This is a genomic window from Paenibacillus sp. LT-B23 (assembly GCF_059417685.1).
Window position 1 is genome coordinate 68,860 of the sequence record NZ_JBSQBM010000007.1, and the last position, 16,705, is coordinate 85,564.

5 protein-coding genes are annotated in these 16,705 nt (G+C 45.0%); all 5 read left to right on the forward strand.

Annotation, left to right across the window (positions count from 1 at the left end; translation table 11 throughout):
• Window positions 1–10: 10 nt before the first annotated feature.
• The 5 genes from ACWXW9_RS10755 to ACWXW9_RS10775 all read left to right on the forward strand — a co-directional run bounded on the left by ACWXW9_RS10755 (window position 11) and on the right by ACWXW9_RS10775 (window position 16,669).
• The gene (locus ACWXW9_RS10755; protein ID WP_494929386.1) at window positions 11–7,021 is read left to right on the forward strand and encodes a beta-ketoacyl synthase N-terminal-like domain-containing protein; all 7,011 of its coding nucleotides are present in this window, start codon (window positions 11–13) and stop codon (window positions 7,019–7,021) included.
• Entirely contained in the window at window positions 7,014–11,960 is a 4,947-nt protein-coding gene (locus ACWXW9_RS10760; RefSeq protein WP_494929387.1) for a type I polyketide synthase, read from the forward strand. The genes ACWXW9_RS10755 and ACWXW9_RS10760 overlap by 8 nt, the downstream gene beginning before the upstream one ends.
• Before the next feature lie 627 nt (window positions 11,961–12,587).
• Entirely contained in the window at window positions 12,588–13,832 is a 1,245-nt protein-coding gene (gene hisS / locus ACWXW9_RS10765) for a histidine--tRNA ligase (protein WP_134913066.1), read from the forward strand.
• Between the two features lie 153 nt (window positions 13,833–13,985).
• On the forward strand, window positions 13,986–15,764 hold the full coding sequence (gene aspS / locus ACWXW9_RS10770; RefSeq protein WP_134913067.1) for an aspartate--tRNA ligase: 1,779 nt from the start codon (window positions 13,986–13,988) through the stop codon (window positions 15,762–15,764).
• A 155-nt stretch (window positions 15,765–15,919) separates the two neighbouring features.
• A complete protein-coding gene (locus tag ACWXW9_RS10775) occupies window positions 15,920–16,669 on the forward strand; it encodes a tRNA threonylcarbamoyladenosine dehydratase (protein WP_134913068.1) in 750 nt (249 codons plus the stop codon).
• Window positions 16,670–16,705: the final 36 nt, after the last annotated feature.

The window sequence follows — 16,705 nt, forward strand, 5'->3', positions numbered from 1 at the left end:
GAGGACAACCATGAAGAATGGTGGGCAATTTGACGTTTACTGTGAACAAATGAAAGCCGTAGATACACTTTTAATTCAAATATTACATGCTCAGTTACACGCCATGGGGTTACTGAACACAAAGCCAGAAGATGATCGTTCGTGGGCAGAATCCAGAGTAAAGAAGCTGTACAGGTTATGGATGAAAGAAAGTTTGGATGTCTTTGCACGTAATCCCGAGATTATTTCTAATGTACCCGATATTGTTAAACTGTGGGAGGAATGGGAACGAAATAAACGGAGTTGGACTGAAGATACTAATTTGAGAGCCCAGGTTCTACTTGTTGAAGTTACGTTAAGAGCACTGCCGGAGATTTTAACTGGTAAAATTCCCGCAACTGATATTATGTTTCCCAAAGGCTCCATGCACCTTGTCGAAGGTATTTATAAGCATAACAAGGTCGCTGACTATTTTAATGAAGTTCTCTCCGATAAGGTAGCTACTTTTTTGGAACATAGACTGAAGCAACATGGAGGGACAAGGGTACGCATTCTGGAAATTGGCGCGGGAACAGGTGGAACAACATCTATAGTCCTCGATAAACTAAAGTCATTTCAACAGGATATTGAGGAGTATTGTTACACAGATATTTCCAAGGCTTTTCTAAAGCACGGGGAACGGGTTTATGGAGACCGGTATCCTTTTCTGAAATTCGAAGTTTTAAATATTGAAGAGGCTGTAATCGAACAGGGGATCGATGTGGGGAAATACGACATCGTCATTGCAGCCAACGTACTGCATGCTACCCGTAATATTCGTCGTACCCTGCGGAACGCTAAAAGCTTGCTCTCTAATAACGGTCTAATTCTGTTAAATGAAATTTCAGACAAATCCATCTTTACCCATCTGACATTCGGTTTGTTGGAGGGATGGTGGATGTATGAGGATCCGGCGGTGCGTATTCAGGGATGTCCGGGTTTATATCCATCTAAGTGGAAGAAACTATTGGAAATCGAAGGGTATCACCATGTTAGCTTTTTGGCGGCGGAAGATACTGAGCTGGGGCAGCAGATTATTAGTGCGCAAAGTGATGGTATTGTTCAGGTCACTCGAAATATAAAGCGGGACAAAGGGAGAACAGTTTCAAGTCAACCTTCATCAGGTATCCCGTTGCAAGCCATTCCTAAATCCAATGGAACGGACATCGAAACTTATGTGAAAGAATGCATTACCAGCACATTATCAGAGTCTTTAAAAGTAATGGCTCACCTAGTTGACTATGATGATTCGTTCTCCGATTTTGGTGTCGATTCTATTACGGGGACACAACTGGTGCAGAGTATTAATCGCTTATTGCACATTGAGCTTGAAAGCACTGATTTGTTCGATTACAGCTCGGTTAACCAGCTTACAGCGTATATCCTGTCACAGTATAAGGGAGTTTTATCGGCCTCAGTCCCTTCTCGGCTATTACCTTCTTCAGAACAGGGTGTGGAGCAATTTGTAAAAGAAAATTTGCTTCAGCATTTGTCCAGTACTCTTAAAGTAGAAGTTAATATGATAGATTCTGGGGAATCTTTTTCTGATTACGGTATTGACTCTATTACGGGTGTCCAATTTATTCAAGCGATTAACGTAGCACTCGGCATTGAATTGGAAACAACTGATTTGTTTGATTACAGTTCCATCCGTCAACTGTCCGCCTACATTTTGTCGCGGCATCAGAATGCAGTCGCACGTACACGGTCTAGACAGATTCAATCTGACGGCTTGTCTCCAAAAGGGATTTCCGGCAACGTAAAAACAACAAGAGCAATGGACTATGTACAGCCACTTGCAGGAAGGAGCTCTACTTTAGAGAAAAAGACTCCTGAAGGCAGAAATCCAGTACAAGATAAAAAGTATGACATCGCCATTATTGGTATAAGCGGACGCTTTGCCGAATCGGCATCAGTTGAGGAATTGTGGGAGCACTTGGTTCATGGAAATGACTTGATTCGAGAGGTATCCCGGTGGGATCTGTCTCGTTATTATGATCAAGGGAAAGAATACTGCAACTATGGTAGCTTTATAGAAGATATTGATCAATTCGACCCTAGATTTTTTAACATTACAGGACTGGAAGCTGCATACATGGACCCGCAGCAACGGATTTTCCTGGAAGAATCGTGGAAAGCATTGGAGGATGCCGGTTATGCGGGCTCCGGGATACGTGGTAAAGACTGTGGCGTCTATGTAGGCTGTGGTCCGTCCGATTATACACAATGGATAGACGATAATCCTCCGGCTCAAGCCTTTTGGGGAAACGCAAGCTCTATTCTTCCTGCCAGAATATCCTACTACCTGGACTTGCATGGACCGGCGATTGCAGTGGATACGGCTTGTTCCAGTTCGTTGGTGGCGATTCACATGGCTTGTCAGGGGCTGTGGACGAGAGAAATAGATATGGCCTTGGCGGGCGGCATATTTATTCAGACTACTCCAAATTTTTATGTGTATTCCAACCGTGCTAATATGTTGTCCCCAACCGGTCGCTGCCACGCTTTTGATGATAGAGCGGACGGATTTGTACCGGGAGAAGGAGCAGGCGTAGTTATTCTGAAGCGTTTAGAAGAGGCCGTTGCCGATGGTGACTACATCTATGGCGTCATTAAAGGTACTGCGGTCAATCAGGATGGTTTTACTAATGGAATCACGGCACCGAGCGCAAAATCGCAGGAACGTCTGGAACAAACTGTATTCGATCGTTTTGGTATCCATCCAGAAAATATACAAATGGTTGAGGCGCATGGGACGGGCACCCAGTTAGGCGATCCTATAGAATATAAGGCCTTGAACCGGGCATTTGCTAATTATACTGATAAAAAGAGCTATTGTGCATTGGGTACTATTAAATCGAATCTTGGTCATACCCAATATGCTTCTGGTGTAGCCGGGTTGCTGAAAATCCTGCTTTCCTTGCAGCACCGACAAATGGTTCCTTCGCTCCATTATGAACATGGAAATATGAATATTAAAATGGACGATAGCCCCTTCTATGTAAATACAAGCTTCAAGGAGTGGTCTGTTCCCCAGAATATAAAACGTTGCGCTGCGATAAGTTCTTTTGGATTTAGTGGCACTAACGCTCATATGGTTATTGAGGAAGCCCCGGAAATGAAACGGCGATCAGCACCCGCTTCCGGTTATTTGATCGTTCTGTCTGCACGGACGGAAGAACAGTTGCAGCAGCAAGCCCGTCAATTGAGCGCTTATTGCAAGAAGAAGAGCGATCCGGATTTAGGAAATATGAGTTACACACTGCTGTTGGGCCGCAAGCACCTTGATTATCGGTTGGCATGCATTGTAAGTCATCCCCATGAGCTTACTACTATACTGGATCATTGGTTGGAAACGGGAAGAACAGCGCATATGTACGTTTCCGTACTCAATGGAGCTGAGGTTAAGGATGATCAGGAGTTAAAACGGCATGGAAATGAATGCATCGCGAAGTGTATAGACGAAAATAACAAGACTCTTTTTGTGAGAAATCTGTCCACTGTGGCTGAGTTGTATGTGCAGGGATATGGGCTGGATTACCATCAAATATTTGCAAATGGTGGATATTCCAGAATTCCATTGCCTACCTATCCTTTTGGAAAGGAAAGATTTTGGGTTCCTCAAAAACAGCCTGTCTCTCATGTGGTGGATACTGTTGTTCCATCATCGCTGAAAGATGGTATGAACGATCATCTCAGAACAGTGAGCCGGAAATTGGCATATACAACAAAGCAATGGGCAGAAATCCCGCTTAACGAAAGAAATGATACCGTTGGTACGGTGGCTATATTGTCTGCTCATGATACGGGAGAACTTGCAGCTTGCTTAGCAGCTTACTTTACAGATGTTCAAATTTTAGGCAAAGATGAAATTAAAGCTGATCTGTTAATGAATGACCGAATATGGAGCAAATATACAGGATGTATTGATCTGATTGGCTGTGGTCATGCTCAGGAGCCGGAAGTTGAGTACATTTCTTGGCTGCAAAAGCTTATTGAGTATGGGAATAGAGAGAATTTGATGTTGCTTTGTGTTACAAAAGACCTGGAGTCTTATCAGAATGAGAATATCAATCTATCAGGAGCTTTGAACGTTGGTTTGTATCGCATGCTGCAAAGTGAATACAGCTATATCCGTTCACGTCATATGGATGGAGAGTCTGGAATGGATGATGGATCGTTTGCAGAGCAAATTGCTGGCGAATACATGGACAATAATGAGGATACTGAAGTATCCTACCGCGGCGGACGGAGATATCGTGCGTTTTTGAGTGAAGTGAACATTCAGCAGAATCCGACTCATGAACGTAAATTCCCCGAAGATCATGTTTTATGGGTGACAGGGGGAACGAAGGGACTGGGCTTACTCTGTGCACGTCATTTTGTTCAGCATTACGGAGTGAAGAAGTTAATGCTATCGGGCAGGGAACAGTTGCCTCCGAAGGAGCAGTGGGATTCGCTTGAGACTGTTGATAGCACAACTGCTGCAAAGATACGGGCGATTCAAAGTATCGAGCGCCTTGGAGTAGAGGTATTTGTGCTGTCCGTTGAATTATCCGACGCAGAGGCTATGCGAATTACAGTGGAAACTGTCAAGCGTTTTATGGGGCCTATTGGAGGCGTCATTCATTGTGCGGGTCTGGCCGATCTGGAAAATTTGGCTTTTATAAGAAAATCCCCCGGGGTGATCGGGCAGGTATTAAATCCCAAAGTGCTTGGTTTAAATGTTATGTATCAAAGTTTCAGAAATGAGCCACTGCGCTTTTTTGTACTATTTTCTTCAGTGTCTGCTATTATTCCGGCGCTTGGCGCAGGGATAAGCGACTATGCAATGGCCAATGCATATATGGATTACTTTGCTGAGTCGGTTACGGGACCTTGTTCTGTAATGAGCATCCAGTGGCCCAGTTGGAGGGAAGTTGGCATGGGGGAAGTCACCAGCAAACCATATAAGCAGGCTGGTTTGCTCAGTATGTCTAACGAAGAGGGTTTGAATATGTTAGACAGCCTTTTGGCGAATTCTCGTCATCGAGTCATTCTTCCTGCATGGGTGAATCCGGCAGTATGGGAACCCACTCAGTTAATGAACCGTAGGCTTTCGATAGCAGAGTCCGTGAAAATGGAGAGAGAGCTTATACATGCTCCGATACAAAACCAAAAAAGTGAGCAGTTGGATAACGTTGACCTTGTAGGAAAGACACAGACATGGCTAGTTTCACTTTTCGCTAAAGAATTGAGAATTGACGAAGACGAATTTAAACCGAATACTCCATTCCAACAATATGGAATGGATTCAATTTTGCTGGCGCAAGTCATCACAAAAATGGACTATGAATTAAAAGAAGTCTCACTCGATCCGTCCATTATTTTGGAATATCCGACGATGACAAGCTTGACAGCCTATTTGACAGAGAACCACGCCGATATACTTCAGTCTTATTTTAAGATAGGAATTGAAGCTCAGAGAGTAACGAACACGGAATGTGAGCAGAATTCTGTTACTTCCTTCCCGAAAGAAAATATAAGGCCTATAGGTAAGGAAGATAATGATTTTGCTAAAAAAGATAAAATAGCGATAGTAGGATTGGATTGCCAATTTCCTGACGCGCATAACAAATATGAGTTTTGGCTTAATTTAAAAAATGGTACGGACAGTATACGTGAAGCTCCCATCTCTCGGGTGGGCCATGTTACACAAACGGTTGCAGGAAAGGCAATCAAGAGTGTGGGCGGATTTATGGATCATATTGAGGATTTTGATCCTGATTATTTTAACATTCCTCCCTCTCTTGCCATGCAAATTGATCCGTTGCAGCGTAAAATTCTCGAGTGTGGAGCAGGTGCGATTGCAGATGCTGGATATACGAAGGAAGCTTTGTGGAATAAGCAAGTGGGTGTTTTTGTAGGCGCGAGAACTAATAAATATTATCAGAAGCTGAGAGGAAACGATAAAGATACGATTATCGGCGTCGGTCAAAATTTTATAGCTGCTCATTTGGCTCATGTGTATAATCTGAAAGGCCCTAATATGATCGTCGATACGGCTTGCTCCAGTTCTTTAACTGCAATACATGTAGCCGTCAAGAGCATATTGAGCGGTGAAAGCGAGATTGCGCTGGCTGGAGGGGTGGACATTATATTGGATGGAACGATCTACCAGCTTCTAGGAGCGGCTAATATCATATCTCCTGAAGGGCGTTCCAAGGCATTCAGTGCCGATGCCAATGGTATCGGTGTAGGCGAAGGGTGTGGGGTAGTTGTTCTGAAGCGCCTTCAACAAGCCATCAAGGATAACAATAAAATCTACGGGGTTATTGATGGGTCAGCATTAAATAATGATGGGAATACCATGGGCATTACAACACCGAACCCAGAGGCCCAGAAGGAGCTTATTGAAAAGGCGATTACCGATGCTCGTATTCATCCTGAGACTATTAGTTATGTGGAAGCTCATGGAACGGGTACCCTTATTGGTGATCCTATTGAGCTAAAAGCGTTGACAACTGTGTTCTCACAGTTTACGGGGAACAAACAGTTTTGCGGAATCGGCAGTGTTAAAAGTAATATTGGGCATTTGATTAGTGCAGCCGGGGTAGCAAGCTTTATTAAGGTTTTGCTGTCCATGATTAGTGGGGAGTTGCCAGCATCACTGCATTGCAGTAATCCTAATCCTCGGTTTAATTTTAATGACTCTCCGTTCTATATTGTAAAGCAGCATTCCAAGTGGACAGGTACTGCCGGAATTTTGCGTGCAGGTATCAGTTCGTTTGGACTTGGGGGAAATAACGCCCATATCATCGTAAGTAATGAGGGGGTGCCACTTGCACTTAAGGCTGTGCTGTGTGCGGATGATGAGGGGATTCGTTTTAACCGCCGACGTTATTGGCCGGAGCCAGCCGATATTCAGGAATCTATAAAGCCGATGATACGAAAAACGGAAGAATGGAAGAAGGATTTTTTTGAGCCGATTGAGATTTATGGGAGGGGGAACGGCAATGAGTAAAGGAACAACTCCCAAAACTTATGCACAGCGGCTGACACATAATAATTTAATTGTACGGGATCATCAAGTGCACGAAATACGTACGCTCCCAGGAGTTGCTCTGCTTGATATGATCTACAGACTTGCGGATTATTATATAGGGACCCAAGCGATTGAATTGCGTAATGTCCTGTTCATGCAACCTATCATCACCTCCGAGCATTTTGACCAGCAGATTCTAGTTACTTTTATTCCGAAAAAATGGTATTGGGAAGTGAAAGTGACCAGTACAAAAGTGAAGAATGAAGAAGCTATCGATGCATCTGCTGTTAATAACATGAGTTGTTTGTTGTATGCAACTGAAAATATTTCCGTAAAACCATGGCCGGATATTGCTGACTTTGCGAATGATGCCGCAGAGCGGTGGGACATGGAGGACATGTACGAGTTGGCCCGCAGATGTAAAATTCAGCATTTCACTTTTATGAAAACACTGGGAAGCGTCTACCAGCGGGGCAACCAGGAAGTGATGAAGTTGCAGCTAAGTGAGCTGGCGAGAAATGATGCTGATTATTTTTATGCGCATGTTGCATTACTGGATGGGGCATCAATGGCAGGAATGTCTTTCTCCAAAAATGGAACGCAACATTGGGTGAACCAGGACGGTTCGCCCTATATGCCTATTTCAATTGAAAGGTTTTGCATTTATCAAAGGCTTCCGAGTACCATTTATACGTATACGGAGGAACGGGAAATTACAGATGCTCTCCTGATCAATCCGGATCTGGTCTCTCGAGATATCACTGTGTATAGCGAGACAGGAGAGGTAGCTGTTGAATTCCGCAATTTTTCGGTTAAACGTATCCGAGATGCTCAGCTGATTCAAAAACTGATGGGATCTGGATTTTCTCGGTCGGTGGAGAAAGATGAGGAGCAATTTGCTAAACAACAGCAACCTGTTTCGGAAGAGAAATATGCAGAAACAGTAGAGAGTGAATGTTCTCCTTTAACGATTAAAAACATCATTGAGAACTTTCTTCGGCAAGAGATTGCCAAGGTACTCAAGATTAATGCGGATACGATTGAAGTCTACGCAGGATTTTACGAAATTGGACTAGATTCTATCGAACTGCTTCGTCTAGTCAAGATATTGGAAGAAAAAATAAAAACAGAAATGTATCCCACTTTGTTATTCGAATTTACTACAATCGACAGCCTGACCGGGTATTTACTTGAAAATCATGCTCAAGCGTTTAATGGGGATGGAAATGTGGATGTAGGGGACGATTCCGATGTGTTCTGTGCACAGGATGAACATGCCCTTAAGGCTACTATTGAACATTATTTGCAAGAGGAAATTTCCAAGGTCATTCAAATACCTATCAATCATATTGGAATACAACAGGGGTTTTATGAGCTTGGACTTGATTCCATTGAACTTTTGAAGCTGGTAAAGGTTTTAGAAGAGAAAGTGAAAGAACCATTATACCCCACACTCTTGTTTGAGTATCCTAACATTATAGCATTAACTGAATTTTTGTTTGACCACAGCAGGACTGCATTCATAGAGGGGGAAGAGAAGCATGTAGAGCTACAAGATGCGCAAACTGCCCCTCCCCAACTGTTACTCTTTGAGCGTGTCTGGAGCCGTGAATCGATGTCAGAAATCCAAGTGCCATGCCCTGAATGCCTTCATAAGACGTTAATGTATAACGGCAATAAAAAGCTGTTATCTTGGTTCGAACAGCAAAATAACGAAGCATGGGAAATATTGGACCTAACTTCTGTTCATACACGGTCCACCGACCAATTCGAGGATTGTTTTGAACAAGTTTTGCGTATTATTCAGTCATACATTAAGCAATCGGGAAATTCGAAAATTCTGATTCAGCTTACTGCAGATGCGGATCAAGATCATAAAGCCGTATATGCACTGGAAGGCTTATTGAAAACAGCTTCTTTAGAGAATCACAAAGTACATGGCCAAATTATTATGATTAGGCATATGAATATACGGCAGGCAGAGGAGATTGAGTCTATTTTAAAAACGGAAGCCTGTCATCTCGAAGATGGTACCCGGATAGTTTTGTATCCAAACGATTCTACTGAACGCTTTGTCAATAAAATGTATGAAAAAAAGGTGCAGGAAGTAGCTCCACCGTTTAAAGAGCATGGTGTGTATGTGATTACTGGTGGTCTAGGCGGAATAGGATTTCTTGTCGCTAATCATCTTGCTAAGTGCAAGGCTAAGATAGGATTGATTGGGAGATCCGGATTAGCTGAACCACAGTACAAGAAGATACGCCAGCTGGTTCAAATGGGAGCAGAAGTCCAGTATTATCAGGTGGATGTTGGTGATCAGGACGAAACCGAAAAGATAATGGAAAATATTCGTAATCATTGGGGTTATGTAACAGGTGTGTTTCACGCGGCGGGTATCGTAAAAGATCAGTTCATAATCAATAAACCTATGCATGAAGTGCATGAGGTATTTCGACCCAAAATCAGCGGAGTCTGGAATCTGGATCAGGCAACAAAGCGAGATGCGCTGGAATGCTTCATTATTTTTTCATCTGCATCAGCCGTTACCGGAAATTTAGGGCAAGCTGATTATGCGAGCGCAAATGCATGGATGGATGCATTCGCATGGGAACGGCAAGGAAGGGTAGAACGTGGGGAGCGTTGCGGACAAACGGTAACGATAAATTGGCCATTGTGGTCTGAAGGTGGTATGCGGATCAGTGAAGATATGCAGAATCTGCTGTACACAGCCGGTGGAAGCCAAGCATTGCCCACGGCTGATGGGCTCCGTATACTGGATGCTATATTGGCAAGCAGAAGTACTCATACAGTGGTTCTATATGGCGATGCTCAAGCAATCAAAGAGCAGATGAATTCACAGATAACGATAGATCAAGGTATTTCTATTGGGCTGACTGAAATAAATGCGGGTCGGGAAAATGAAGCTGCTGCACCAGCGATTGAGCAGCAGAGTCAAGATGAAGACATCGCTATTGTAGGGTTATCCGGTAAATACCCTATGGCAGATAACTTGGAACAATTATATCTCAATTTAAAAGAGGGAAAGGATTGCATTTCCGACATTCCTGTTGAGCGTTGGCAGGATAATAAACTGTCCTATGATGTTACAGAGTTATATAATTACGGCGGTTTCATGAGTCGAATTGATGAGTTTGATCCTTTGTTTTTCAATATTTCCGCTGCGCAAGCAGAGATGATGGACCCTCAGGCAAGACTATTTTTACAGACGGCTTGGGAAGCCTGTGAAGACGCGGGATTTTCGCTTGATAAAAATCATCATCAATATCCTTCCACCAGTGATCAGAGCGTGGGTGTATTTGCAGGCGTATTTTGGAATAACTATGAGCTGTTTAGTGCGGAGATGACACAGCGCGGAACGCCGATGGCATTTGGGATTGCCGCTTCATCGATAGCCAATATGGTTTCGTATTGCCTAAATTTTCATGGGCCATCTATAGCTATAGATTCGATGTGTTCTTCTTCTCTAACAGCTATTCACTTAGCCTGTGAAAGTATTAGACAGGGGGAATGTCACTATGCTGTTGCAGGTGGTGTTAATTTAGTCACTCATCCGCAAAAATACCTTTTTTTGAAGCAAGCGAAGTTTCTCTCAACAGATGGAAGATGCCGGAGCTTCGGCAAGGATGGGGACGGGTACGTTCCCGGTGAAGGGGTTGGAGCGGTTCTTTTAACAAGTCTGTCCAAAGCGGAAAAAGAAGGTTATCCCATCTATGGAATCATTAAAGGTTCTGCAGTCAACCATGTTGGTAAAACCTCAGGAGCTACGGTACCGGATCCTGTAGCCCAATCGGAAGTCATAACAAACGCTATTATGAAATCGGGAATTGACCCTCGAACTATTGGTTATGTGGAGGCCCACGGCACAGGAACCTCATTGGGAGATCCAATAGAAATGCGTGGTCTTGAACGGGCCTTTAGCAAGTGGGGGCTTAACAAGCAACAATGTGCTATAGGGTCCATTAAATCGAATATCGGGCATCTTGAAGCTGCTTCGGGTATTGCTGGACTCACTAAGATTCTGCTCCAATTTAAACACAAGGAGCTGTTTCCGTCCCTGCATGCTGAGGAAATTAACCCCTATATTGATTTTGAAAATTCATTTTTTCGAATCCAGCAGCAACACGAAACATGGGTAGCACCCGAAATCGAAGTGAACGGAGATTACTCTTCTTTCCCTAGACGGGCTGGTATTAGTTCATTTGGCGCAAGTGGGAGCAATGCGCATCTTATTCTCGAAGAATATGCACCCTTAGTAACCAAGGGTATAAGCATGCTTTCAAACATGGGCACGTCTGTTATTGTTCCGCTGTCAGCCAAGAAAGAAGAAAATCTTAAGTGTATTGTGCAAAATTTGCTCCACTTTCTTAAGGTCCATAGCCCTACAGGGAGCGAAACAAGTTATGAAAGACTTAGGCAACTGGCCTATACGCTACAGGTTGGGCGCGAGTCCATGCCTGTACGAGTTTCTTTTGTTGCTTCTTCTATGGATGAGCTGCTTCAAAAGCTGGAGCAATTTATCATTGGAGCAGAGACTATACCAGAGAGAATATGGACTCACGCTTCAGCCGAGTTGGATCTTACTTTGGAGACATACATCAGCTCAGGTGATGTAGAAGGTATAGCTGGGTTGTGGGCAGGCGGTTTACATGTCGATTGGAACAAGTTATACGGCGAGGACAAGCCTCACCGACTTCATCTACCGACATATCCTTTTTCCAAGGAACGTTACTGGGTTCCACGAGAGACTGCCGGTTCGGCTATAGAAGCGCCTTTATCCATTTCTGCTGCCACTGCAGGCACACAATCACATCCTTTACTAAGATCCCGTTCCATGAATGTAAGACGTGGAGGCATACCAGAGAATTGCTGGAATTTCGTTGAACAGAGATGGATTTAGTTTTTTAATAAAATAAAACACAAAAAAAGCAATCTTGGGCTTCAAACCCTGATTGCTTTTTTTTGTTTGCATGGGGCTATCATACCTGCCGATCGTTCGAAACCCTGCCTGTTCTATTCAAATAACAAGGTGAAGTTTGAGAGAAACTATGGAATGTCTTGACTTTGTCGAAGCGGTTCATTAAAATCATAAAATAATGAAAATGATTTGATGACGGGACCAAGTACTCCGAACCCACAAGCGCAGAGAGGAATTTCCAGGCTGTAAAAATTCCCTTGATGAGCGGACGAATGACCTCCCCGAGAACAGGCGGCGAACAATTGAGGAATACCTACTGAAGTACATTGCAACTGTGCTGACAGTGGATAATCCTGCATAATAGCCGTACTGCGCGTTACGGGCGTTATACGTATGAGCGGAGTCAGTGTAATGCTGACGGGCAATGAGTGATTCTTACGCTGGTTGTCTGGGTAACTCCGGAATGTGGGTGGTACCACGGGTGATTTGTAAACGACAATCCCTCGTCCCTGTTAATGCTAACAGGACGAGGGATTTTTTGTTTTATATTGAAAAGTGGAGCAAGAGGAAAGCGCACAATAAGAAATACAACGACGGGGGGATACGTTAATGGCCTTTCAAAAACCGACGGGAACACAGGATTTGCTGCCGGGCAGTGTAGAAAAATGGCAATTTGTCGAGGAAAAAGCCCGTGAGATTAGCCGCCGCTTTAATTATCGTGAAATCCGTACACCGATGTTTGAGCAAACGAATTTGTTCGTTCGAGGTGTGGGTGAAACGACGGATGTGGTGGAAAAGGAAATGTACACCTTTGAGGACAAAGGGAAGCGCAGTATGACTTTACGTCCGGAAGGGACAGCAGGCGTGGTTCGCTCCTATGTGGAGAACAAGCTATACGGGGAGCCGGATGTAACGAAGCTGTATTATATCGGTCCAATGTTCCGCTATGAGCGCCCACAGGCTGGACGTCAGCGCCAGTTTCACCAATTCGGTATTGAGGCTTTTGGTGCGGTAGATCCTGCACTGGACGCAGAGGTTATCGCTTTCGGGTATCAGTTCTGCCGTGAGCTGGGTCTGAAAGGGGTAAAGGTGGAAATTAACTCAGTCGGCAATGCAGCCAGTCGTGCAGCCTACCGCCAGCATCTGGTGGACTTCCTGTTGCCGATCAAGGATACATTGACCAAGGAGAGCCAAGCGCGTATTGAGCGTAATCCGTTGCGAGTGCTGGATAGCAAGGATGACCAGGACAAATTTGGCGGTGCGCCTTCCATTTTGGATAGCTTGGACGAGGAATCCCGCACACACTTTGAGAAGGTGAAGCAAAATTTGGACGCTATGGGTGTGGAATATACAGTCAACCCGCGCTTGGTACGGGGACTGGATTATTATACGCTGACCGCGTTCGAATTCAAAGCTGAAGGGATTGGAGCCATTGACACCATCGGTGGAGGCGGACGCTATAACGGACTGGTTGGCGATCTGGGCGGACCAGATCAGCCGGGTATTGGCTTCGGTATCGGACTGGAGCGGATTCAGCTAATCTTGGAGCATCAGGGTATCGAATTGAACGAAGCCAAGCCGCTGGATGTATATATGGTGGCATTGGGTGAAGCGGCAGAAACGGAAGTGACCAGACAGCTGTTCAAGCTGCGTCAAGCCGGATTTTCCGCAGAGCGAGATTATCTGGGTCGCAAAATGAAGGCACAGATGAAATCAGCAGATCGTTTTAAAGCACGGTATACTGCGATTTTGGGCGAGGATGAGCTGGTACGTGGTGAAATTGCACTGAAAAACATGGAAACTGGCGAGCAGCGTACCGTCAAGCTGGATCAACTGGTGGAAGAGCTGGGTTAAAACCCAGACCATCTTTTATTATCATCTGTGATGCAGTAAGCACGAGAGACAACAAATATGTATTGAAGTAACCGAGTAACATTCAGTCGGGTGGAACTTCCCTCGGCTGGTCAGATAGCATCAACCACTAAAACATAAACAGGAGTGTGTATTATGAAAAGGAGTCATCAATGCGGCGCATTAACCCATGCGCATATCGGAGAAACAGTTACATTGAACGGTTGGGTACAAACCCGTCGTGACCTGGGAGGCGTACTTTTTATCGACCTGCGTGACCGCAGCGGAATTGTACAAATCGTGTTTAACCCGGCATATTCCGGTGATGCGCTGCAAATTGCGGACCGTGTTCGTAGTGAATACGTACTGGAGGTTACGGGTACAGTGGTCAAGCGTGATGCCGAAACCATTAACGCGAACCTGCCTACAGGTGAAATTGAAGTACGTATTACGGAAATTGAAGTATTGAATGCAGCCAAAACACCTCCGTTCTTTATTGAGGATGGCGTCGAAGTGGACGAGTCGCTGCGTTTGAAATACCGTTATCTGGACCTGCGTCGTCCGGAAATGCACCAGACGTTGAAACTGCGTTCCAAAGCAGCAAAAGTATTCCGTGACTTCCTGGACGGTGAAGATTTCATCGAGGTAGAAACGCCAATTTTGACGAAAAGTTCGCCGGAGGGTGCACGTGACTATTTGGTGCCAAGCCGTGTGCATGAGGGTGAGTTTTTTGCATTGCCGCAATCGCCACAACTTTACAAGCAATTGCTGATGGTGGGTGGTGTAGAACGCTACTACCAAATTGCACGTTGCTTCCGCGATGAAGACCTGCGTGCCGACCGCCAGCCTGAATTTACACAGGTCGACATTGAGACCTCCTTCATGCAACAGGATGACTTGCTGCCCATGATGGAGCAACTGATGGTGAAACTGTTCAGAGAGACGGTTGGTGTTGAACTGGAAACTCCGTTCCAACGGATTACACATGCCGATGCAATGGACAAGTACGGCTCTGACAAGCCGGATCTGCGTTTTGGCCTTGAGTTGATTCATGTCAATGATATCGTGGCAAGTAGCGGTGTGAAGGTATTTGCTTCTGTAATTGAAAAAGGCGGCGAGGTTAAGGTCCTCAATGCTAAGGGATGTGGCACATGGAGCCGCAAGGATATTGACGATCTGGGTCCTTATGCTGCACGTTACGGTGCCAAAGGTCTGGCTTGGATTCAAGTGAAAGAAGGCGAATTCAAGGGGCCTATCGTTAAATTCTTTACACCGGAAGAAATCGAAGCTCTGAGAGAGCGTACGGGAGCTGAAGAAGGCGACTTGCTGCTCTTCTCTGCGGATAATAAAAAAGTAGTCGCTGATGTATTGGGCGCGCTTCGTCTGAAAATTGGCCGTCAACTGGGTCTGATTGACGACAACGTATACAAATTTGCATGGGTTGTAGACTTCCCGCTGCTTGGCTATGATGAAGAACAAAAACGTTATGTAGCAGAACACCATCCGTTCACTCGTCCGAAGGACGAAGACCTTGCCGTCTTGGACACAGACCCAGGTCAAGTTCGTGCTCAGGCCTATGACATCGTACTGAACGGCTACGAAGTGGGCGGCGGCTCGATGCGGATTTACAAACGTGATGTTCAGGAGAAAATGTTCAAAGCTCTTGGCCTGTCGCCAGAAGTAGCTAATGAAAAATTCGGCTATCTGTTGGATGCGTTCGAATATGGTACGCCTCCACATGGTGGTATTGCCTTCGGTTTTGACCGTCTTGTGATGCTGCTTGCGGGTCGTACAAACCTGCGCGAAACCATTGCATTCCCGAAAACAGCCAATGCAACAGATTTGCTGATGGACGCACCGTCCGAAGTGGATCAAGGTCAATTGGAGCAGCTTCATATCCGTCTTGCTCCGAAGCCAGTTACTCCTAAAGCTTAAGACGAACGTTTGCTTTTACAATTGCCCTACATGGGCTTGTGAATAGTTTATAAAATGCCATGAACCCGTTACCCTCTTATGGATAATGGGTTCGTGGTTTGTATGCATGAAGTTCAAGCATAGTGTCTAAATCAGTGAGGGAGGATATATACCATATGCTGCATCAATTTTCACGAACAGAGCTGGCTATCGGGACTGAGGGTCTGGAGGTTATGAAAAATAGCACGGTAGCCGTGCTGGGTATCGGCGGCGTCGGCTCCATTGCGGTAGAAGCGCTGGCGCGGACCGGTGTTGGACGCATCATTTTGATTGATAAAGACGTCGTGGATATTACCAACATTAATCGCCAGATTCATGCGCTGACGACAACGGTAGGTCAAAAAAAGGCCGATCTGATGGTAGAGCGTGTGAAGCTGATTAACCCTGAATGTGAAGCGATTGCACTGAACATGTTTTATACGGAAGAAACGTATGAGGAGCTGTTCAAGTACGATCTGGATTATGTGCTGGATGCCTCGGATACGATTATTTATAAAATTCATTTGATCAAGGAATGTCTGAAACGAGGGATTCCGATGATCTCCAGTATGGGCGCTGCCAATAAAATGGACCCAAGCCGTTTTCAGGTGGCGGATATCTCCCAAACGAAAATGGACCCGATTGCCCGTGTAATCCGTACCAAGCTGCGTAAGGAAGGCATTACAAAAGGTGTCAAGGTCGTATACTCCGATGAGGAACCGATGAAGCCGCGTGAAGAGATTACGAAAAAAATCGTACCTGCGAACGCACCTGAGATCCGGAAGGCGAAGCAGCCGCCTGCGAGCAATGCTTTTGTACCCCCTGTGGCAGGATTGATCATGGTTAGTGTAGCTGTCAAGGATTTGTTAAACAAGGCTGGAGTGTAAGTCTGAAAATAGTAGGTACAGATCGAACAACTTGCT